The 20,127-nt window shown below is 63.5% G+C and carries 21 protein-coding genes; 20 read left to right on the top strand and 1 reads right to left on the bottom strand.

The window, feature by feature from the left end; all coding sequences use genetic code 11:
- The first annotated feature begins 3 nt into the window (after nucleotides 1-3).
- The 7 genes from ACN9M1_RS14760 (at nucleotide 4) to recQ (ending at nucleotide 8,397) form a co-directional block, all read left to right on the top strand.
- On the top strand, nucleotides 4-1,716 hold the full coding sequence (locus ACN9M1_RS14760) for a DUF2300 domain-containing protein (RefSeq protein ID WP_426395484.1): 1,713 nt from the start codon (nucleotides 4-6) through the stop codon (nucleotides 1,714-1,716).
- The gene (locus ACN9M1_RS14755; RefSeq protein WP_426395482.1) at nucleotides 1,713-2,516 is read left to right on the top strand and encodes a YfaP family protein; all 804 of its coding nucleotides are present in this window, start codon (nucleotides 1,713-1,715) and stop codon (nucleotides 2,514-2,516) included. The genes ACN9M1_RS14760 and ACN9M1_RS14755 overlap by 4 nt, the downstream gene beginning before the upstream one ends.
- 5 nt (nucleotides 2,517-2,521) lie before the next feature.
- Nucleotides 2,522-3,361, top strand: coding sequence for a YfaP family protein (locus tag ACN9M1_RS14750; RefSeq protein WP_426395481.1), 840 nt, complete (start codon nucleotides 2,522-2,524; stop codon nucleotides 3,359-3,361).
- Between the two features lie 23 nt (nucleotides 3,362-3,384).
- Entirely contained in the window at nucleotides 3,385-4,170 is a 786-nt protein-coding gene (locus tag ACN9M1_RS14745) for a hypothetical protein (RefSeq protein WP_426395479.1), read from the top strand.
- A complete protein-coding gene (locus ACN9M1_RS14740) occupies nucleotides 4,136-5,446 on the top strand; it encodes a hypothetical protein (protein ID WP_426395477.1) in 1,311 nt (436 codons plus the stop codon). The genes ACN9M1_RS14745 and ACN9M1_RS14740 overlap by 35 nt, the downstream gene beginning before the upstream one ends.
- Before the next feature lie 72 nt (nucleotides 5,447-5,518).
- Complete coding sequence (locus ACN9M1_RS14735; RefSeq protein ID WP_426395476.1) at nucleotides 5,519-6,346, top strand: hypothetical protein; 828 nt, start codon at nucleotides 5,519-5,521, stop codon at nucleotides 6,344-6,346.
- Between the two features lie 137 nt (nucleotides 6,347-6,483).
- The gene (gene recQ / locus ACN9M1_RS14730; protein ID WP_426395474.1) at nucleotides 6,484-8,397 is read left to right on the top strand and encodes a DNA helicase RecQ; all 1,914 of its coding nucleotides are present in this window, start codon (nucleotides 6,484-6,486) and stop codon (nucleotides 8,395-8,397) included.
- Nucleotides 8,398-8,403: 6 nt separating this feature from the next.
- Here recQ and ACN9M1_RS14725 read toward each other — a convergent pair whose 3' ends face one another.
- A complete protein-coding gene (locus ACN9M1_RS14725) occupies nucleotides 8,404-9,318 on the bottom strand; it encodes a LysR family transcriptional regulator (RefSeq protein ID WP_426395472.1) in 915 nt (304 codons plus the stop codon).
- 105 nt (nucleotides 9,319-9,423) lie between these two features.
- Here ACN9M1_RS14725 and ACN9M1_RS14720 point away from each other — a divergent pair, with 105 nt between their 5' ends.
- The 13 genes from ACN9M1_RS14720 (at nucleotide 9,424) to rpsC (ending at nucleotide 20,126) form a co-directional block, all read left to right on the top strand.
- Nucleotides 9,424-10,680 (top strand): MFS transporter, encoded by a 1,257-nt coding sequence (locus ACN9M1_RS14720; RefSeq protein WP_426395470.1) that lies wholly within the window; start codon nucleotides 9,424-9,426, stop codon nucleotides 10,678-10,680.
- Nucleotides 10,681-10,978: 298 nt separating this feature from the next.
- Nucleotides 10,979-11,356, top strand: coding sequence for a 30S ribosomal protein S12 (gene rpsL / locus ACN9M1_RS14715; RefSeq protein ID WP_426395468.1), 378 nt, complete (start codon nucleotides 10,979-10,981; stop codon nucleotides 11,354-11,356).
- A gap of 199 nt (nucleotides 11,357-11,555) precedes the next feature.
- The gene (gene rpsG / locus ACN9M1_RS14710) at nucleotides 11,556-12,026 is read left to right on the top strand and encodes a 30S ribosomal protein S7 (protein ID WP_048935976.1); all 471 of its coding nucleotides are present in this window, start codon (nucleotides 11,556-11,558) and stop codon (nucleotides 12,024-12,026) included.
- A 113-nt stretch (nucleotides 12,027-12,139) separates the two neighbouring features.
- Complete coding sequence (gene fusA / locus ACN9M1_RS14705; protein ID WP_426395466.1) at nucleotides 12,140-14,266, top strand: elongation factor G; 2,127 nt, start codon at nucleotides 12,140-12,142, stop codon at nucleotides 14,264-14,266.
- An 82-nt stretch (nucleotides 14,267-14,348) separates the two neighbouring features.
- Nucleotides 14,349-15,557 carry an elongation factor Tu gene (gene tuf, locus ACN9M1_RS14700; RefSeq protein WP_104658052.1) on the top strand — a complete coding sequence of 403 codons (1,209 nt, stop codon included), beginning with the start codon at nucleotides 14,349-14,351 and terminating at the stop codon, nucleotides 15,555-15,557.
- Between the two features lie 106 nt (nucleotides 15,558-15,663).
- Nucleotides 15,664-15,975 carry a 30S ribosomal protein S10 gene (gene rpsJ / locus ACN9M1_RS14695; RefSeq protein ID WP_004634473.1) on the top strand — a complete coding sequence of 104 codons (312 nt, stop codon included), beginning with the start codon at nucleotides 15,664-15,666 and terminating at the stop codon, nucleotides 15,973-15,975.
- 287 nt (nucleotides 15,976-16,262) lie between these two features.
- Nucleotides 16,263-16,916 (top strand): 50S ribosomal protein L3, encoded by a 654-nt coding sequence (rplC, locus tag ACN9M1_RS14690; RefSeq protein WP_048935284.1) that lies wholly within the window; start codon nucleotides 16,263-16,265, stop codon nucleotides 16,914-16,916.
- A gap of 11 nt (nucleotides 16,917-16,927) precedes the next feature.
- The gene (rplD, locus tag ACN9M1_RS14685) at nucleotides 16,928-17,548 is read left to right on the top strand and encodes a 50S ribosomal protein L4 (protein ID WP_021197584.1); all 621 of its coding nucleotides are present in this window, start codon (nucleotides 16,928-16,930) and stop codon (nucleotides 17,546-17,548) included.
- A complete protein-coding gene (rplW, locus tag ACN9M1_RS14680) occupies nucleotides 17,545-17,859 on the top strand; it encodes a 50S ribosomal protein L23 (RefSeq protein ID WP_039598701.1) in 315 nt (104 codons plus the stop codon). Before rplD ends, rplW begins: the two co-directional genes overlap by 4 nt.
- A 2-nt stretch (nucleotides 17,860-17,861) precedes the next feature.
- The gene (rplB, locus tag ACN9M1_RS14675) at nucleotides 17,862-18,692 is read left to right on the top strand and encodes a 50S ribosomal protein L2 (protein WP_426395462.1); all 831 of its coding nucleotides are present in this window, start codon (nucleotides 17,862-17,864) and stop codon (nucleotides 18,690-18,692) included.
- A gap of 21 nt (nucleotides 18,693-18,713) precedes the next feature.
- Nucleotides 18,714-18,989, top strand: a complete 276-nt coding sequence (gene rpsS / locus ACN9M1_RS14670; protein ID WP_048935285.1) for a 30S ribosomal protein S19 — start codon at nucleotides 18,714-18,716, stop codon at nucleotides 18,987-18,989.
- A 9-nt stretch (nucleotides 18,990-18,998) separates the two neighbouring features.
- A complete protein-coding gene (rplV, locus tag ACN9M1_RS14665; protein WP_004634479.1) occupies nucleotides 18,999-19,328 on the top strand; it encodes a 50S ribosomal protein L22 in 330 nt (109 codons plus the stop codon).
- Between the two features lie 9 nt (nucleotides 19,329-19,337).
- Nucleotides 19,338-20,126: a 30S ribosomal protein S3 gene (gene rpsC / locus ACN9M1_RS14660; RefSeq protein WP_316885390.1), complete on the top strand. Its 789-nt coding sequence runs from the start codon at nucleotides 19,338-19,340 to the stop codon at nucleotides 20,124-20,126.
- Nucleotide 20,127: the final 1 nt, after the last annotated feature.

Raw genomic sequence — 20,127 nt, 5'->3', positions numbered from 1 at the left:
GCCATGCGCTTCGGCCTGCTTGCCCGTAGTGTGCTGACCGGCCTGATCTGGGCTGGCGGTGCACTCATGCCGGGGGGGCAGGCCAACGCCGCGCCGGTTACCGAGCCGCTACGCTACGCCATCTTGCAAGGCGACGAAGCCAGGCTCTGGCAATTCAGTGCGGACTCAGCCGGCGGCACACCGCAAGCCATCGCACTGTCACGCGACACCGAAACACCGCTGGGCAGTGTCTGGAAACTCTTCGTCTACAGCTACCTCGTCTCGCGCCGCATCAACACGCCGGATTACACGTGCCACGGTAACGACGCCGAAGAGGTCTACTGCTGCACCGCCGGCAACAGCATCGACCGCGAACGCGCGCTCATCCAATCGTGCGGCCGCTATTTCGAGCCTGTACGTCTGGGGCTGGACCGCGCGGACTGGCGCCGCTTCTGGCAGCAGGCCGGCTCCCCCACCTGGCTGCGCGACCTGCGCGCGATGCAGCCGACACAGCGTGTTCCCGTCGCCGATCTGCTGACCGCTTTGCGCACCGTGCCCACTGAAGGACGCGAGACCGCTGCGCAAACGCTTATTTCCGTACTGACCGTTGGGCGCGGGGAGGGCACGGTCTCGAACTTTGGTGGTCTCCTGCGCGCCAAGACCTGGACCATGCCCGACCCACAGCGCCCCGGCGCGTCGATTGGCGGTGCGGCAGGGTGGCTGGCGGATGGCTCGCCCGTGTGGCTGGGCGGCGCTGGTTCGAGCAATCAGGTGCTGGCCGCCGCCGCGCCGCGCCTGACCCCGCTGATCGAGCAGACCCCCGTGCCCGACGATGATGCTTGCGTGGCGGTCGACTTTTTCGCGCGCTATCCCATCCGCGAGGTGCGCGACGCCAGCGGCAAGCCGGTCGCGCCGGGGCGTCTCGACGGCCGCTATACCGTGCGCTTCGTCAACGGCAACGCCCTGCCCATCGAGAGCAAAGGCGAATTGACGCTGGCCCGCACGAACAACGCCGCAGTCATCACCGGTCGGCTGGGCATGAACGACTACGTGGCCCGCGTGGTGGAGCGCGAAGGCGACCTCGCTGAACCGCAGGCGGCCCGCGCCCTGGCGGTGGCGGCACGCAGCTATCTTGTGCAGCACGCCTCGCGCGACAAGGGCTGCTACCGCATCGCCGACAGTTCGCGCACGCAGCGTGTGCTGCCGCGCCCACCGGCCGCTGCCGCACGCAACGCGGCCGAATTCACCGACACGCTGGTGCTGACCGGCGCGGCTGTGCAATACCACGGCACGATCAGCGCCAGCGGCCAGATGAGCTGGACGGCTGCGCGCGCCGCCGCCCAGCGCGGCCAGGGTTTTGACGCCATTCTTGCGCAGTGGTGGCCGCAGGCGACGCTCACGTCGTTCCAGAGTGCGGTCGCGGGCGATTGCTCGCCGGTGGCGGGCGCGCAGCAGTGGTTGCAGGCGCAAGCGCCGCGCTGGTCTGCGCGTTTGGGCGCCGAGCCCGGTTTTGAGAGTCCGCCGTTGCCGGCTGTGTGCGTCGTACACGAAGGCCGGCCGTACGCCGATGCGCGCCGCAACCGGCTCTACGTCCACCGCCTCGCCACCGAGGAAGACCGCATCGCGCTGACGCATGAATATCTGCATCTGGCCTTTGCGCGGCACCCGCGCGGGCAGGACGAACAGTTTGTCGAGGCGACGGCGCGTCGCTTGATCCGTGGGGAGGGGTTGCTGTGAAGAAAGGGATGACGCGCCTGGGGTTGGGCGCCACTGCGTTGCTGCTGGCCGCTTCGGCGCTGGCAGAGCCGGTGGCCGACCTGGAGGGCCCGATCGGCGGCTGGCGTAACAGCAAGCTGACCAACGAGCTCGAGCAGTACACCGCGGCGTACCCAAAGCCGCCGGTCGACCGCGGCGCGCAGAAGTACCGCACGCTCATCGCCGGACGCATTCGCGCAGCGGGCAAGCAGCGCCGCCCGCCGGTGCTGGTGGTGAACGGCAACGCCATGCCGCTCTATGGCGACAGCGAAGGCCGATTCGCGCGCCCATGGGCGTTCGGCCCCGGCTCGAACAGCGTCGAGATCGTCAGCCCCGATGGCCAGTCGCGCCAGCGCCTGCAGTTCTACGAGGCGGATACCACCAAGACGTCGGCCAAGCTGCGCGCCATCCTCACGTGGGACGACCCACGCGCCGAAGTCGACATGCACGTGATCTCGCCGATCGGCGATCACGCGTTCTGGGCGCAACCGCTGCTGTCTGACGGTGGCGGGCTCGATGTGGACAGCGTCGACGGCGCCGGGCCCGAGATCTTCTCCACCGCCGCCCCGCGCCCTGGTGTGTGGCTGTTCTACGTGAACTACTGGGGCAACTTCAACGCGGGCGGCTACAACTTCGACGAAAAGGCGCACGACCGCGATCTCATCACCGCGCAACTGACGCTGATCTATAACGAGAACACGCCCAACGAGCGGCGCGAATTCGTCACCGTGCCGCTGCGCAAGATCGGCGAGCTGGCGTTGATGAAATCGATCCGCTTCTGAACACCATGACGCACGCTTTCCACCGCCTCGCGCTTGCCATTCCCCTCGCTCTGGGCGCGGTGAGCGGCGCGCTGGCTCAAGCCGATTCCAGCAATATCGAGCTCACCACGCCCATCAACGGCTGGCGCAACTCCGCGGGCGATGATTCGCGCTACACGCAGGACGTGCACTATCCGGCCGTGTCGGTCTCGACGCCGCAAGGGCAGCGCACGACATCGATGATTGCCGGGCGCATCCGCAACACCCCCAAGGTGACGGCCCCCGCAGATGACAGCAAACCGCGCCGCCGCCGAGGGGCAGATGGCTCCTCGGTCGGCACGCTGGTCGTCAACGGGGTGGCGATGCCGCAGCGCATCGAAGCCGACGGCACGTTCTCGCGCCCCTACGCATTCGGCGCGGGCAGCAACAGCGTCGAAGTGCGCAGCGCGCGCGGTGATGCCAAGCGCGTGCAGTTCTATGACAGCTACACCGGCAAGCAGCGTCCGCGCCTGCGCGTCGTGCTCTCGTGGGACACCGACGGCACCGACCTCGACCTGCACGTGATCTCGCCCGACGGCCAGCACGCCTGGTTCGGCAACCGCGTGGCCCAGAACGGCGGCGCGCTCGACGTGGACGTCACCACCGGCTACGGCCCCGAGATCTACTCGAACCCTGCACCCGTGCCCGGCACGTACCTCGTCTATGTCAACTACTACGGCAGCGGTAGTGACAACAGCATCATCACTACCGCCACTGTCAGCATCATCACCGACGAGAACACGCCATCCGAGCGCCAGCAGACGTTTGTCGTGCCGATGCGCAAGGCTGGTGATCTGACGTTGCTGCGTAGTTTTACCGTGAAGTAGAGCGCAGGCGGATGCTTCATACGTTGGCCCGCGTGCTCATCGCGGCAACGACGTTGTTTGCAGGTTGCCATGCGCAGGCAAGCACATGGGTATGGGCCTGGGATCGCACCGAAGATTTGCGGTGGTTGCCGCCCGAGGTTGGGGTGGCATGGTTCGCAGCCCATATTGATGTACGCAACGACGCCTTGACCGTGGTCGGTCGACGCGCTGTCTTGCGCGTCCGGCCCGGTGCGCGACTACTGCCAGTCATACATATCGAAGCCTTTGATCCGCGCTATCCGGCGGTGTTGGATGGGCCTGCCGTTGCCCGCTGGGCCGATACATTGGCCGAGGTGATCCGCCGACTCAACGTGCGTCGCGTCCAACTGGATTTTGAGGCGCGCGCAGGCCAGCGCGATTTCTATCGCCGTGTGCTGATAGCGCTGCGCGCAAGGCTCTCCAGCGACATTACGCTTTCCATGACTGCGTTGGCCTCCTGGTGCGGGGATCCTGCATGGCTCGCCAGCTTGCCGGTGGACGAAATCGTGCCGATGTATTTCCGCATGGGGCCCACGGAGCGCACCCTGTGGCGCCGCCGCATGGCTGCGGCAGAGACGTTGCCCTCGGTGTGTCGGCATGCCGCCGGGATTTCGATCGATGAGTGGTCCGCCATGAAAGACGACGCCGGACCGAGATTTCATGAAGCGTTGACCAGTCGGCCGTTATATATGTTTGCGCCGCGTCCGTGGCGGCCGGCGATGCTGCACGATTTGCCCCTCATTCATGAAGCCCCTGATGCGCTTGCGTTCCTCCATGCAACTCTGCCGTGACCTTCGACGTGTGATGCTGACAGGCATCACGCTTGCCGCCACACTGACAGTGCTAACCGCCCATGCGTCTGGGGGTGAACCCGGAACGGCCCGGTTGGTCCCCACCTCGCATATTCAGCCCGAGCCGGAAGCGCTCCAGGGGTATCTGCACGGCAAGCTAGGCATCCTCTGGCCCGAATATGACAGGCCGTATCTGATGATGGCTTACCGCCAAGCGGAGGGCCTGCGCCCGCTGTCGGATGCCGATGCCCAGCGCGTGCTTGCCCCAAAGATCAACGGCGTTGCGGGCGGAAAGTTTTACTACGGGCCTTCCGGGAATGCCTTGGCTGCATGGGGAGCGGCGCGCAAGGCTTTGGGTTTGGCGGAACTGCCGTATCCGCTGTCAACCGGTTGGCGCTCCCTAGGGAGCTACGTCAGCGTCGACAACTGCCAGCCTGGCGCGTTTGCCATGGCTACACAAACGCTCGCCGACCGCATGCGAGAGCATGGCAACGATGTCGCGGCCGTGAAGCAATGGGTCGCATCCCAGGACAGCGTCTTCTCGTGGTGCGAAACCTCCGGCGACCAACGCGTTGCCATGCCAGAGTTGGGGCAAGACGCACCGGCTTGGCTGGTGAAAGACCGCGCTTATCAGTCGGCTGCGACGCTTCTGTATCAAGGGAAGTTGGACGAGGCGGCAAAGGCATTCGATGCGATTGCCGCCGATCAGGCGTCGCCCTGGCGTGAATGGGCTGCGTATCTGTCTGTGCGGGCCTGGTGGCGACGGCATTTCAATGACCCCGAGGGTTACCCGACTTTTACGACCGACACACCGGACTGGACCAAGCACCCGATCGCAAAACGCCTCAAGCAACTGGAAGCCTCTGCCAAGAACCCGCAGGTGGCGCGGGCAGCAGCGGGCCTCTACATGGCGGTGGCGGCACGCTATTCACCCAAGGCAACGTATGACGCGCTTTGGCGGCGCATGCGGAGTCAGGAGCCGGTGGATGACATGACCGATTGGGTGTCCGATATTCGGTGGATGTGGGCGCTGTTGCCCGCCCGTGATTACGCAGATGATTGGCTGTTTGCGACCCGGGCGCAGTTCTCATGGGGCGGCGCGAATCAGGACGGCGTGGCTCGCGTCATGGCGCTGACCAAAGCCCAGCGCAATCGACCCATCTGGCTGGCCAGCGCACTGATGACAGTCACGCCGCAGACGCCGGGGCTCAGTGAGCTGGTCGAGGCAACGCGCAAGACCAAGCCGGATACCCCGCTATATATGCACTTTGCCTAGCACCGTGCTCGCCTTGCGCTTGCGAGCCGCGACTATGCCGGTGCGCGCGCTGAGCTGGCCACGGTGCGGCCGTTGCTCAAGGACGAGGCACTGGGTACGCGTCAGGCATTTGACCAGCTTGAAATGATCGTTGCGCCATCGCTTGATGAGCTGTCGCGCCATCTGGTTCGCACTGCGGTCGGGCGGGACATGATTTCCTACGGCGACTTCAACTCCTTGGAGACCGTGCCGCCGGATCAGCGGGACAATCTGCTGGACACGGAAACGCGCAACTGGATGGTTGCGCAGCTGAACGGCAAGGAGTTGCTGGAGCTGGCTCGTGATCTGCGCTTGCCAGCCTTTGTGCGTCGGGATATTGCAGGCGAAGCGTGGCGCTGGGGCGCGTGGAGGCCCGACGCAGCCCTTGAGCGTGAGGCGGCAGCGACGTGGGCCGAGTTGGCGGGCAAGCGGGCAACTTCAGAGGCGATCGGCAGCGGCAAGCTTGAAGAGATGCGTTTTCAAATGGCGAGAGCGCTCCTGCTCGGCGAGGTGTCTCGCCTAAGGCAGCTTGACTACACGAGCATGCCCCGCGGCTATGCAAGCGCTGCTGTCACCGAGCCGAGCGTGACATCGCACTGGGATACCCCACCCGCGTTCCACAATGAAGCCCGTCAGAAACAGCAGGCAGCGGATCTGGCCGCGCTTGAGCCTGCCAACGAGACCAACTGGATGGGCAAGCAAATCTTGCCTTGGATGCGCGCCAATCCGAAATTCGCGGAAGGGCCGGCCATTCTCGAAAAGTTGGTTTATGCGTCGCGTTACGGCATGCCGGACACGGCTACGTCTCGCCAAGCGTTCCAGTTGCTCCATCAGCAATACCCGAAAAGTCCTGAGGCGCAGCGAACGCGATATTTCTATTAACAGCGTGACCGGCCGCGAGCGCTTGAGCTCATGGTCGGGCACCATCCGAGCCCGTCGACTGCCCACCGTCCGGCGGGGTTTGTCACAATAGCGGTTTCGCCCAGCCCCGCGTGACACCGCGCGCACCTGCCGTCCCGATGTACGACTCCCCCGCCATAGACCACGCGCTGCAGGCGCTGCCCGACGACACCGCTGCCGCCACGCGTGCCGTGCTGCACGACGTGTTCGGCTACAGCGCCTTCCGTGGCCCGCAGGCGGAGATCGTCACCCACGTGGCTGATGGCGGCGATTGCCTGGTGCTGATGCCCACGGGCGGGGGCAAATCCTTGTGCTATCAGATTCCCGCGTTGGTGCGCCATCGTCGCGGGCAGGGCGCGGGCATTGTCGTGTCACCGCTGATTGCGTTGATGCAGGATCAGGTCGCTGCGCTGGAAGAAGCCGGCGTGCGCGCCGCCTACCTGAACTCCGCGCTGACCGGTGCCGAGGCCGCACAGGTCGAGCGCGATCTGGCAGCAGGCCGCCTGGATCTCGTCTACGTCGCGCCCGAGCGGCTGATGACGCCGCGCTTCCTCGATTTGCTGGAGCGCTCGCGCATCGGCCTGTTCGCCATCGACGAGGCGCATTGCGTGTCGCAGTGGGGGCACGATTTCCGGCCCGAATACATCCAGCTCTCCGTGTTGCATGAGCGCTTTCCGGATGTGCCGCGCATCGCGCTCACCGCCACAGCCGACGCGGTCACGCGCGACGAGATCATCGAGCGACTCGCACTCACGGGCTCGCGCGTTTTCCTTTCCAGCTTCGACCGCCCGAACATCCGCTACACCATCGTTGAGAAGGACAGCGCGCGCAACCAGCTCCTGCGCTTTATCCGCGCTGAACACATGGACGGCGACGCGTGTGACGCGGGCATCGTCTACTGCCTCTCGCGCAAGAAGGTGGAGGAGACCGCGCAGTGGCTGGCGGAGCAGGGCATTCGTGCGCTGCCGTACCACGCCGGGATGGATTCCGAGGTCCGCGCCCGCCATCAGGCCATCTTCCGCAAGGAGGAGGGCGTGGTGATGGTCGCGACCATCGCGTTCGGCATGGGCATCGACAAGCCGGACGTGCGCTTCGTCGCGCATCTGGATTTGCCGAAGAGCCTGGAGGGCTACTACCAGGAAACCGGCCGCGCCGGCCGCGACGGCATGCCTGCGAACGCATGGATGGCCTACGGCCTGGCCGACGTCGTACAGCAGCGCCGCATGATCGACGAGTCCGAGGCGGACGACGTGCACAAGCGCGTCTCCACCGCCAAGCTCGAGGCGCTGCTTGGCCTGTGCGAAGCCGCAAGCTGCCGGCGCGTGGCGTTGCTCGCCTACTTTGGCGAGAGCAGCGAGCCGTGCGGCAACTGCGACACGTGCCTCACACCCCCGCAAACCTGGGACGCCACGCGCGAGGCGCAGATGGCGCTCTCCTGCGCCTACCGCGTGCAGCAGGCCAGCCGCGTGAGCTTTGGCGCCGGGCAACTGATCGACATCCTGCGCGGCAATGCCACCGAACGCGTCAAGCAGTGGCATCACGAAACGCTCTCGACCTTCGGCATCGGCAGCGAACTGTCGGAAACCGCATGGCGAAGCGTGTTTCGCCAGTTGGTCGCGCAGGGTTTGTTCGCCGTCGACCATGGCGGCCATGGGGCGCTGATCCTCACCGATGCGGCGCGCCCCGTGCTCAAGGGCGCGCAACCGGTGATCCTGCGTCGTCAGGCGGAGAAGGTGCGTGGCACCTCATCATCGTCGGGCAAGAAGGAGCGCCGTGCCGATCCAGCGGCGGATCTGTCGGTTGAGGCGCAGACGCGCTGGCAAGCACTGCGCGCTTGGCGTGCGCAGACGGCGAAGGAGCATAGCGTGCCCGCTTACGTGATCTTCCACGACAGCACGCTGGCGCGGATCGCCGAAACCGATCCGGACTCGCTCCACGTGTTGGGTGAGTTGCCGGGCATTGGGATGGCCAAGCTGGATCGCTATGGGCAGGCGCTGCTCGACGTCTTGGAGAAGTGCCGCGAGCAGGCGTAGGTCGGTTCAACTCGGCAGCGGCCCCATGACGCCGGTGCGCGCCAGATGGTCGCCGAGAAAATCGACAAACGCCCGTACCTTCGGCAGTAGATGCACGCGCTGCGTGAATACCGCGTGCAGCGGGACTTCGCGCGCGGTGTAGTCGGTCAGCACAGCCTGCAAGCGCCCCGCGGCAATATCGTCGCGCACCAGATACGCCGGCCCCAGCGATACCCCCAGGCCGGAGCGCGCCGCTTCGCGCAGCACGAGGCTATTGTTGGCCAGCATCGATCCATTCACGTGCGCGACGTGGCGCTGACCCGCGGTGTCCGTCAGCACCCAGTCATACGGCCCGTCGTAGTTGGCATAGACGAGGCAGTTGTGGCTTCGCAGGTCATCCGGCGTGCGTGGAATGCCGCGCGCGCGGAAATACGACGGCGCGCCGTAAATCGCATGCGCGCAATTCGCCAGCCGCCGCGCTACCAATGAGGAATCTTCCAGCACGCCGATGCGGATGGCCACATCGATGCGGCCGGCGACGAGATCGGCGTAGCGGTCATTCATGTCCAGATCGATCTGCACGGCGGGGTAGCGCGCCTGGAATGCGCCCAGCAGCGGCGCGAGCAACGTCACCGCAAACGACGCCGGTGCCGACACCCGCAGCGTGCCGCGCGCTTCGTCGCGCAGGGCCGTGACGGCTTGCTCGGCCGTGTCGATCAGCGCCAGGCCCTCGCGGCTTTTCTCGAAGAAGGCGGCGCCCGCTTCGGTCAGCGAGAGACGGCGCGTGGTCCGCTGCAGCAAGCGCGTGTCCAGCCGAGTCTCCAGCCGCGCCAGTGCCTTGCTGATCACGCCGCGCGAGACGCCCATGGCGTCGGATGCAGCCGACAGGCTGCCGCGCTCCACCACCTGCACGAAGATGACCACATCGGAGAGTCGGTTCATATTTGCGCGATTGCGGAAACAATATAGCGCCAAAGGCTACCTTAATCTGCGCGAATCGGCTGGCTAGGATGGGGCGTCACGTTCTAGCCCTGTCCACTGTCCATCATGACTACCGAAGCCCCCACTGTTGTGCTGTCTGCCTCCTCCGCCGACCGCTTGCCGCAAGGTGCCACGCCGCTGTTCGCTGCGGCGGTCGGGCTCATCGTCATCAACCTGTTCGGCATCCAGCCACTCGTCGCGGAGATCGCTGCCAGCATCGGCTGGACCACGGCCGCCACCGGCCTGCTGGTGACCGCCACACTCGTCGGTTACGGCATCGGCCTGTTGCTCTTGATGCCGCTGACGGACCTGCAGGACAACCGCCGCCTGGTCTCGCGCACGCTGTGGGGCGCGGTGGTGTCGCTGGCGCTGACCACCGTCGCGCGTAATGGCCAACTGCTGATGCTGGCCGCGTTCGCCATCGGCCTGACGTCGACCGTCATCCAGATGCTGATCGCGCTGGCCGGACGCTTGGCTGCCGACCACCGTCGCGGACGCGTGCTCGGCGACATCATGATCGGCCTGAACCTGGGCATCCTGCTGTCGCGCCCGGCCGCCAGCCTGATCGCGGCGCAGTGGGGGTGGCGTGCTTTCTACGGCGCTTCTGCGGTGGCGATCGGCGTGTTGGCGATAGTTCTGCCGCGCGTCATGCCGACCTTCGTGCCGCCGCGCGCGCTGTCGTATGCGGCGCTGCTGGCTTCGTGCGGCCGCTTGCTCCGTACGGAACCCCTGCTGCGCCGGCGTGCCGCCACACAGGCGTTGCTGATGGCCGCATTTACCCTGTTCTGGACGGCGGTTGCGCTGCGGCTGGCGGCGGCGCCGTTCCATCTGTCGCAAAGCGGCATCGGCATCTTTGCGCTGTGCGGCGCTGCGGGTGTGGTGGCAGCGCCGGTGGCCGGGCGCTTGGCAGATCGGGGCCTGGTGCGCCAGGGCACGCTGCTCGCGCACGGCAGCGCGGCAATTGGGCTGCTGCTGGCGCTGGCTTCCGCTTGGCTGCCCGGGCTGACGGTCCCCGTCATGCTGGCGATGCTGGTCGTGGCTGCGTTGCTGCTCGACTTCGGCGCGATCGGCGATCAGGCGCTGGGCCGTTACACGGTCAACACGCTGGCACCGGAAATACGCGGGCGTGTGAATGGCCTATACACCGGGGCGTTTTTCTTCGGTGCCGCAGTGGGAGGCGGCTTGGCTGGGGCAGTATGGTTCCGTGCCGGCTGGGTCGGCGTATCGGTCGTTGCGCTTGGGTTTGTTGTGGCCGCCGCACTCGTATTCCTGTGGCCAAGTGCCACCTCACGTGCCATCCGCGCCACACCGCGCCGCTGCTGACCTGCACCGCGCGTCGCCAGAGTGGCGGCGCGCTTGACGCTTGCCGGCCACCCCGCTATAGTGCCAGATTCGAGTTTTTGGCTTCTGGTTTCGCGCGTCCATACTCGGCCAAGCGCCGTGTGCGGCATCTGAACCAGACGGGCTCGCGCTCTTTGGTCTCGATCTGTTCCCGCAGATCTTCTCTTCAGAGCGTTCTGCTCGCCACTTCCATAAAACCCGATTGCGCCGATTGCCTCACTTGTGAGGCTGCCACGTCATGTGGTCCGGCGATTTTTCAAAAACCAAGCTGGATTGAACAATGCCAACTATCAATCAATTGGTTCGCAAGCCCCGCGTCTCGGAAAAGCTGAAAAGCAAGAGCCCGGCGCTTGAGAACTGCCCGCAGCGTCGCGGCGTGTGCACCCGTGTGTACACCACGACGCCGAAGAAGCCGAACTCGGCACTGCGTAAGGTCGCCAAGGTGCGCCTGACCAACGGTTTCGAAGTCATTTCGTACATCGGCGGTGAAGGCCACAACCTGCAAGAACACAGCGTCGTGCTGATCCGCGGCGGCCGTGTGAAGGACTTGCCGGGTGTGCGTTACCACATCGTGCGCGGCTCCCTTGACCTGCAAGGCGTCAAGGACCGTAAGCAAGCACGTTCGAAGTACGGCGCGAAGCGCCCGAAGAAGAGCTAAGTCGTCAGTGAGATCGGTCCGCGCGTGTTGTGCAAATGCGGGGTCACGGTCTTGTCATGAGCAGGCGGTACAACGGTGCGTTTTTTGACCGCACTGGCACCGTCGAGTAAGTGGTCACCCGGCTCAGATTGTTGAAAAGCAAGCTAGTTGGTGGCCGGAGAACCGAAGCGGTTCTCAACTGAACAGAGAAGGAAAGAAGATGCCACGTCGTCGTGAAGTCCCCAAGCGGGAAATTCTGCCGGACCCGAAGTTCGGCAATGTGGAAGTCGCCAAGTTCATGAACGTCCTGATGCTGGACGGCAAGAAGTCGGTGGCTGAGCGTATCGTCTACGGTGCGTTCGACCAGATCGAGAAGAAGGCAGGCAAGGCGCCCATCGAGGTGTTTTCGGTTGCCATCAACAACATCAAGCCGGTGGTGGAAGTGAAGAGCCGCCGCGTTGGTGGTGCTAACTATCAGGTGCCGGTCGAAGTCCGGCCGTCGCGTCGTCTGGCATTGGCGATGCGTTGGCTGCGGGAAGCTGCGAAGAAGCGCAGCGAGAAGTCGATGGCCCTGCGTCTGGCTGGTGAACTGCTCGAGGCCTCGGAAGGCCGCGGCGGCGCCATGAAGAAGCGCGACGAAGTGCACCGCATGGCTGAAGCCAACAAGGCGTTCTCGCACTTCCGCTTCTAAGCGACGCGACACGTTGTTGGTTGCTGGGCGGGCTGTGTGCGCACATCTCGCCCATTTGTATTAGGGGCGCTTGCCATTTGGCAGCGCCCCGTTGACGAATCAGAGGATTAACCGTGGCTCGTAAGACCCCCATTGAGCGCTACCGTAACATCGGTATTTCCGCTCACATCGACGCCGGCAAGACCACCACGACCGAGCGGATCCTGTTCTACACCGGTGTGAACCACAAGATCGGTGAAGTGCATGATGGCGCCGCCACCATGGACTGGATGGAGCAGGAGCAAGAGCGCGGCATCACCATCACGTCCGCTGCGACCACCGCCTTCTGGAAGGGCATGGGCGGCAACTACCCCGAGCACCGCTTCAACATCATCGACACCCCGGGCCACGTGGACTTCACCATTGAGGTGGAGCGTTCCATGCGTGTGCTGGATGGCGCGTGCATGGTGTACTGCGCAGTGGGTGGCGTGCAGCCGCAGTCGGAAACCGTCTGGCGCCAGGCCAACAAGTACAAGGTGCCGCGTCTGGCGTTCGTCAACAAGATGGACCGTACCGGCGCGAACTTCTTCAAGGTCTACGACCAGTTGAAGACCCGCCTGAAGGCCAACCCGGTGCCCGTCGTGGTGCCGATCGGCGCTGAAGACGGCTTCCAAGGCGTCGTCGATCTGCTGGAAATGAAGGCGATCATTTGGGACGAAGCCAGCCAGGGCGTGAAGTTCGAATACCAGGACATCCCGGCCAATCTGGTGGACGTTGCCAACGAATGGCGCGAGAAGATGGTCGAGTCGGCTGCTGAAGCCAGCGAAGCCCTGATGGAAAAGTACCTGGGTGGCGAAGAGCTGACCCGTGCTGAGATCGTCAAGGCGCTGCGCGACCGTACCATCGCCTGCGAAATCCAGCCGATGCTGTGCGGCACCGCGTTCAAGAACAAGGGCGTGCAGCGCATGCTCGACGCCGTGATCGACTTCCTGCCGTCGCCGGTCGACATTCCCCCGGTCCAGGGCACCGACGAAAGCGACAACGAGAAGAAGCTCGAGCGCAAGGCTGACGACAACGAAAAGTTCTCGGCACTGGCGTTCAAGATCATGACCGACCCGTTCGTTGGTCAGCTGATCTTCTTCCGCGTCTACTCGGGCAAGATCAATTCGGGCGACACCGTGTACAACCCGGTGAAGCAGAAGAAGGAGCGTCTGGGCCGTATTCTGCAGATGCACGCCAACCAGCGCGAAGAAATCAAGGAAGTGCTGGCCGGTGACATCGCCGCTGCAGTGGGCCTGAAGGACGCCACCACGGGCGACACGCTGTGCGATCCGGCTGCCCCGATCGTGCTCGAGCGCATGGTGTTCCCGGAGCCGGTGATCTCGCAGGCTGTCGAGCCGAAGACCAAGGCTGACCAGGAAAAGATGGGCATCGCCCTGAACCGCCTAGCCGCTGAAGATCCGTCGTTCCGCGTGCGGACCGATGAAGAATCGGGCCAGACCATCATTTCGGGCATGGGCGAGCTCCACCTCGAAATTCTGGTCGACCGCATGAAGCGCGAATTCGGCGTGGAAGCCAACATCGGCGCGCCGCAAGTTGCCTACCGCGAAACCATCCGCAAGAAGGTTGAAGACGTCGAAGGCAAGTTCGTCAAGCAGTCGGGCGGCCGCGGTCAGTACGGTCACGCTGTGATCACGCTGGAACCGGCAGACGACGAGGCGAAGAAGGCTGGCAAGAACTTCGAATTCGTCGACGCCATCAAGGGCGGTGTGATTCCTCGCGAATACATCCCGGCGGTCGAGAAGGGTATCGTCGACACGCTGCCGGCCGGTATTCTGGCGGGCTTCCCGGTGGTGGACGTGAAGGTCACGCTGACGTTCGGTTCGTACCACGATGTGGACTCGAACGAAAACGCGTTCCGCATGGCCGGCTCGATGGCTTTCAAGGAAGCCATGCGCAAAGCCACGCCGGTTCTGCTTGAGCCGATGATGGCTGTGGAAGTGGAAACGCCGGAAGACTACACGGGTACCGTGATGGGCGACTTGTCGTCCCGCCGCGGCATCGTGCAGGGCATGGACGACATGGTGGGCGGCGGCAAGATCATCAAGGCCGAAGTCCCGCTGTCGGAAATGTTCGGTTATTCGACGTCGCTGCGCTCGCAAACGCAAGGCCGCGCCACGTACACCATGGAATTCAAGCAATACGCTGAGGCACCGAAGAACATCGCCGAAGCTGTGATGGCCGCCAAGGGTACGAAGTAATCAACGTGTTTGGGCGACGCGCATGTGCGTGTCGCCCGCATCCAAATCTAGTAATTAGCCGATTCCGAATTGAGGAGCTGACATGGCAAAGGAAAAGTTCGAGCGGACCAAGCCGCACGTGAACGTTGGGACGATTGGTCACGTTGACCACGGCAAGACGACGCTGACCGCAGCGATCGCGACCGTGCTGTCCGCCAAGTTTGGTGGCGAAGCGAAGAAGTACGACGAAATCGACGCTGCACCGGAAGAAAAGGCACGCGGCATCACGATCAACACCGCGCACATCGAGTACGAAACGGCCAACCGCCACTACGCACACGTTGACTGCCCGGGCCACGCCGACTACGTCAAGAACATGATCACCGGTGCCGCCCAGATGGACGGCGCCATCCTGGTGTGCTCGGCCGCTGACGGCCCGATGCCGCAAACGCGTGAGCACATCCTGCTGGCCCGCCAGGTTGGCGTGCCGTACATCATCGTCTTCCTGAACAAGTGCGACATGGTGGACGACGCTGAGCTGCTGGAACTGGTCGAGATGGAAGTGCGCGAACTTCTGTCGAAGTACGACTTCCCGGGCGACGACACCCCGATCATCAAGGGTTCGGCCAAGCTGGCGCTGGAAGGCGACAAGGGCGAGCTGGGCGAAGTGGCCATCATGAACCTGGCCGACGCACTGGACACCTACATCCCGACGCCGGAGCGTGCTGTTGACGGCACGTTCCTGATGCCGGTGGAAGACGTGTTCTCGATCTCGGGTCGCGGCACCGTGGTGACCGGCCGTATCGAGCGTGGCGTGATCAAGGTCGGCGAAGAAATCGAAATCGTCGGTATCGCCATGGACGGCGACAAGCCGAAGATCGACAAGACCACCTGCACGGGCGTGGAAATGTTCCGCAAGCTGCTCGACCAAGGTCAAGCAGGCGACAACGTAGGTATTCTGCTGCGCGGCACCAAGCGTGAAGACGTTCAGCGTGGCCAAGTGCTGGCCAAGCCGGGCTCGATCAAGCCGCACACGGAATTCACGGGCGAGGTCTACATCCTGTCGAAGGACGAAGGCGGCCGTCACACCCCGTTCTTCAACAATTACCGCCCGCAGTTCTACTTCCGTACGACGGACGTGACTGGCTCGATCGCCCTGCCGGAAGGCAAGGAAATGGTCATGCCGGGTGACAACGTGTCGATCACCGTCAAGCTGATCGCCCCGATCGCCATGGAAGAAGGTCTGCGCTTCGCAATCCGCGAAGGCGGCCGTACCGTGGGCGCTGGCGTCGTTGCCAAGATCCTGAAGTAAAAGGCGGATCGATGCGCCGTTCCTCGTAAGGGGGTGGCGCATCGCCTGTTGCATCGCTCTTTCAATTTCCCGGCGGCCTGGCCGCCATGCTCTTTAAGGAAACATCATGCAGAACCAAAAGATCCGTATCCGCCTGAAGGCTTTCGACTATCGCCTGATCGACCAGTCGGCCGCTGAAATCGTCGAAACCGCCAAGCGCACCGGCGCGATCGTCAAGGGCCCGGTGCCCCTGCCAACCCGCATCCAGCGTTTCGACGTGCTGCGTTCGCCGCACGTCAACAAGACCAGCCGCGACCAGTTCGAAATCCGCACGCACCAGCGCCTGATGGACATCGTCGATCCGACGGACAAGACCGTCGACGCGCTGATGAAGCTGGACCTGCCGGCTGGCGTGGACGTCGAGATCAAGCTGCAGTAAGCAAGACAACGCTGCCGAATCACTTCGGCAACGGGCAAACGGCGAGCCAAGTGCTCGCCGTTTTGCTTTTTGACGACGGATGTTGTGCTGCACGCCACGCCCGGTCGCACATTCCACGGCGGTGCTTGCAGATTGTCCGCAACCGGGATATAGTGTAGGGCTACCCCTTTAGTCAAGGGGAGTGGGCTGGCCATTTTGGCCGCGCGCTGTCTCTTTAGGCGCAGTCCAGTTCAAGATTCGTAGTATCAATCAGCCCCGGCCAATCGCAGCTGGGAATGGAGCAAACCATGAGCCTTGGCCTTGTAGGTCGCAAGGTTGGCATGACCCGTATTTTCACGGACGACGGCGATTCGATTCCCGTCACCGTGCTCGAGGTCGGCGACAACCGCGTGACGCAAATCAAGACGGACGAGACCGACGGTTATACCGCGGTTCAAGTCACCTTCGGCACCCGACGCGCCAGCCGCGTCACCAAGCCGCTGGCGGGTCATCTCGCCAAAGCCGGCGTGGAAGCGGGCGAAGTCATCAAAGAATTCCGAGTGGATGCCGCTCGTGCCGCTGAATTCCAGCCGGGTGCGAACATCAGCGTCGACCTGTTCGAAGTTGGCCAGAAGGTCGACGTTCAGGGTGTGACGATTGGTAAGGGCTACGCCGGTACCATCAAGCGTTACAACTTCTCGTCGGGCCGTGCCACGCACGGTAACTCGCGCTCGCACAACGTGCCGGGCTCGATCGGTATGGCGCAGGATCCGGGCCGCGTGTTCCCGGGTAAGCGCATGACCGGCCACATGGGTGACGTCACCCGTACCGTTCAGAATCTGGAAATCGCCAAGATCGACGCAGAGCGCAAGCTGCTGCTGGTCAAGGGTGCGATCCCGGGCGCCAAGAACGGTCAAGTCATCGTCACGCCGGCCGTGAAGGCTCGCGCTAAGAAGGCATAAGGAGCAAACGCATGGAACTGAAGCTGCTCCAGGACAACGGTCAACTCGGCGCTGGCGTTGCTGCCTCGCCGGAAGTGTTCGGCCGTGACTACAACGAAGCCCTCGTTCACCAGATCGTCGTCGCTTACCAGGCCAACGCTCGTAGCGGTAACCGTAAGCAGAAGGATCGTGAAGAGGTCAAGCACACGACCAAGAAGCCGTGGCGCCAAAAGGGTACGGGCCGCGCCCGTGCAGGTATGAGCTCCTCCCCGCTGTGGCGCGGGGGTGGTCGTATCTTCCCGAACAGCCCGGAAGAAAACTTCTCGCAGAAGGTCAACAAGAAGATGTACCGCGCCGGCATGCGCTCGATTTACTCGCAGCTTGCCCGTGAAGGTCGCATCAACGTCGTTGACAGCCTGTCCGTCGAAGCCCCCAAGACCAAGCTGCTGGCTGACAAGCTCGGCGCCATGGGCCTGGATTCGGTGCTCGTGATTACCGATAACCTGGACGAAAACCTCTTCCTGGCATCGCGCAACCTGGCGCACGTGCTCGTGGTTGAGCCGCGTCACGCTGACCCCCTGTCGCTCGTGCACTACAAGAAGGTGCTCGTGACGAAGGGTGCCGTCGCGCAGATCGAGGAGTTGCTGAAATGACGCAAGTTGCCAAGAACGACCATCGCCTGATGCAGGTGCTGCTGGCGCCCGTGGTGTCTGAAAAGGCAACGCTGGTGGCCGAGAAGAACGAACAGGTCGTGTTCGAAGTGGCTCCCGACGCCAACAAGATCGAGGTGAAGGCTGCCGTTGAACTGCTGTTCAAGGTGGAAGTCGCTTCCGTCCAGATCCTGAACCGCAAGGGCAAGCAAAAGCGCTTCGGTCGCTTCATGGGTCGTCGTAACCACGTGAAGATGGCCTATGTCTCGCTGAAACCGGGCCAGGAAATCAATTTTGAAGCGGAGGCCAAGTAATCATGGCACTCGTCAAGACCAAGCCGACATCGCCGGGCCGCCGCTCGATGGTGAAGGTCGTCAACCCCGACCTTCACAAGGGCGCGCCGTTCGCTCCGCTGCTGGAAAAGCAATTCCAGAAGTCGGGTCGTAACAACAACGGCCACATCACCACTCGTCATAAGGGCGGTGGTCATAAGCATCACTATCGCGTCGTCGACTTCAAGCGTAACGATAAGGACGGTATCCCGGCCAAGATCGAACGCCTGGAATACGACCCGAACCGTAGCGCCAACATCGCGCTGGTGCTGTTCGCTGACGGCGAGCGCCGCTACATCATCGCCCCGAAGGGCGCTGTGGTTGGCCAAGCCATCGCCAACGGCTCGGAAGCGCCGATCAAGGCCGGTAACAACCTGCCGATCCGCAACATCCCGGTCGGTACGACGATCCACTGCGTGGAAATTCTGCCGGGCAAGGGTGCTCAAGTTGCCCGTTCGGCAGGTACGTCCGCCGTGCTGCTGGCTCGCGAAGGCATCTACGCTCAAGTGCGTCTGCGCTCGGGTGAAGTCCGCCGCGTGCACATCGAGTGCCGCGCGACCATCGGTGAAGTCGGCAACGAAGAACACAGCCTGCGCCAGATCGGCAAGGCCGGTGCAACCCGTTGGCGCGGTATTCGCCCGACCGTTCGCGGTGTGGTGATGAACCCGGTGGATCACCCGCACGGTGGTGGTGAAGGTAAGACCGCAGCTGGTCGTGATCCGGTGTCCCCGTGGGGCACGCCGACCAAGGGCTACCGCACCCGTCGTAACAAGCGCACGGACAGCATGATCGTCCAACGCCGTCACAAGCGTTAATCGGTAGGTAGGAGCTAAGAAATGACTCGTTCCGTAAAGAAAGGTCCGTTCATCGACGCCCACCTGCTGAAGAAGGTGGAAACGGCGGTGCAGACGAAGGACAAGAAGCCCATCAAGACTTGGTCGCGTCGTTCGACCATTCTGCCGGACTTCATCGGCCTGACAATCGCCGTTCACAACGGCCGTCAGCACGTCCCCGTGTACGTCACGGAAAACATGGTTGGCCACAAGCTCGGCGAATTTGCGCTCACGCGCACGTTCAAGGGCCACGCTGCCGACAAGAAAGCGAAGCGATAAGGGGCAATCATGGAAGTTAAAGCGATTCATCGCGGCGCCCGTATCTCTGCACAGAAGACGCGTCTGGTTGCTGACCAGATCCGCGGCCTGTCGATCGAGCGCGCACTCAACGTGCTGACGTTCAGCCCGAAGAAGGCGGCTGGCATCGTGAAGAAGGTGGTTGAGTCCGCCATCGCGAACGCCGAGCACAACGAAGGCGCCGACATCGACGAGCTGAAGGTCAAGTCGATCTACATCGACAAGGCAACCTCGCTCAAGCGCTTCACCGCGCGTGCGAAGGGCCGTGGCAACCGCATCGAGAAACAAACCTGTCACATCACTGTGACGCTGGGCAACTAAGGGGTCACGATGGGACAGAAGATTCATCCGACTGGCTTCCGTCTGGCTGTCAGCCGTAACTGGGCTTCGCGTTGGTACGCAAGCAACACCCAGTTTGCCGGCATGCTCAAGGAAGACATCGAAGTTCGCGAGTTTCTGAAGAAGAAGCTGAAGAACGCTTCGGTGGGCCGCGTGGTCATCGAGCGTCCGGCCAAGAATGCACGTATCACCATTTACAGCTCGCGTCCGGGCGTGGTGATCGGCAAGAAGGGCGAGGACATCGAACTGCTGAAGGCAGAACTGCAGCGTCGCATGGGCGTGCCCGTGCACGTGAACATCGAAGAAATCCGCAAGCCGGAAGTCGATGCTCAGCTGATCGCCGATTCGATCACGCAGCAGCTCGAGCGCCGCATCATGTTCCGTCGCGCAATGAAGCGCGCGATGCAGAACGCGATGCGTCTGGGCGCCCAAGGCATCAAGATCATGAGCTCGGGCCGTCTGAACGGTATCGAAATCGCCCGTACCGAGTGGTACCGCGAAGGCCGTGTGCCCCTGCACACGCTGCGCGCCGATATCGACTACGGCTTCTCCGAAGCGGAAACCACCTACGGCATCATCGGTGTCAAGGTGTGGGTGTACAAGGGTGACCACCTCGGTCGCAACGACGCACCCGTCGTGGAAGAGCCGAAGGAAGACGAGCGTCGCCGCCGCCCGGGTCGCCCGGAAGGCCGTCGCCGTGAAGGCGATCGCCCGGCCGGTCCGCGTCGCGGTGCTGGTGCAGGTGCCCGTCGTGGCGCCGACGCCAAGACTGGAGAATAAA

Origin of the sequence: Ralstonia sp. R-29 (genome assembly GCF_049913345.1) — a bacterium.
Taxonomy (GTDB): Bacteria; Pseudomonadota; Gammaproteobacteria; order Burkholderiales; family Burkholderiaceae; genus Ralstonia.
Note: the sequence above shows the minus strand (reverse complement) of the source record. Positions and strands in the feature narration are given on the sequence as shown.

Coding starts and splice junctions, on each gene's coding strand:
- rpsS (WP_048935285.1), top strand. CDS start 18,714: ATGACTCGTTCCGTAAAGAAAGGTCCGTTCATCGACGCCCACCTGCTG.
- tuf (WP_104658052.1), top strand. CDS start 14,349: ATGGCAAAGGAAAAGTTCGAGCGGACCAAGCCGCACGTGAACGTTGGG.
- ACN9M1_RS14750 (WP_426395481.1), top strand. CDS start 2,522: ATGACGCACGCTTTCCACCGCCTCGCGCTTGCCATTCCCCTCGCTCTG.
- rpsL (WP_426395468.1), top strand. CDS start 10,979: ATGCCAACTATCAATCAATTGGTTCGCAAGCCCCGCGTCTCGGAAAAG.
- ACN9M1_RS14760 (WP_426395484.1), top strand. CDS start 4: ATGCGCTTCGGCCTGCTTGCCCGTAGTGTGCTGACCGGCCTGATCTGG.
- ACN9M1_RS14725 (WP_426395472.1), bottom strand. CDS start 9,318: ATGAACCGACTCTCCGATGTGGTCATCTTCGTGCAGGTGGTGGAGCGC.
- rplD (WP_021197584.1), top strand. CDS start 16,928: ATGGAACTGAAGCTGCTCCAGGACAACGGTCAACTCGGCGCTGGCGTT.
- rpsC (WP_316885390.1), top strand. CDS start 19,338: ATGGGACAGAAGATTCATCCGACTGGCTTCCGTCTGGCTGTCAGCCGT.
- ACN9M1_RS14720 (WP_426395470.1), top strand. CDS start 9,424: ATGACTACCGAAGCCCCCACTGTTGTGCTGTCTGCCTCCTCCGCCGAC.
- rplW (WP_039598701.1), top strand. CDS start 17,545: ATGACGCAAGTTGCCAAGAACGACCATCGCCTGATGCAGGTGCTGCTG.
- ACN9M1_RS14740 (WP_426395477.1), top strand. CDS start 4,136: ATGCGCTTGCGTTCCTCCATGCAACTCTGCCGTGACCTTCGACGTGTG.
- rplC (WP_048935284.1), top strand. CDS start 16,263: ATGAGCCTTGGCCTTGTAGGTCGCAAGGTTGGCATGACCCGTATTTTC.
- rplV (WP_004634479.1), top strand. CDS start 18,999: ATGGAAGTTAAAGCGATTCATCGCGGCGCCCGTATCTCTGCACAGAAG.
- rplB (WP_426395462.1), top strand. CDS start 17,862: ATGGCACTCGTCAAGACCAAGCCGACATCGCCGGGCCGCCGCTCGATG.
- rpsJ (WP_004634473.1), top strand. CDS start 15,664: ATGCAGAACCAAAAGATCCGTATCCGCCTGAAGGCTTTCGACTATCGC.
- rpsG (WP_048935976.1), top strand. CDS start 11,556: ATGCCACGTCGTCGTGAAGTCCCCAAGCGGGAAATTCTGCCGGACCCG.
- recQ (WP_426395474.1), top strand. CDS start 6,484: ATGTACGACTCCCCCGCCATAGACCACGCGCTGCAGGCGCTGCCCGAC.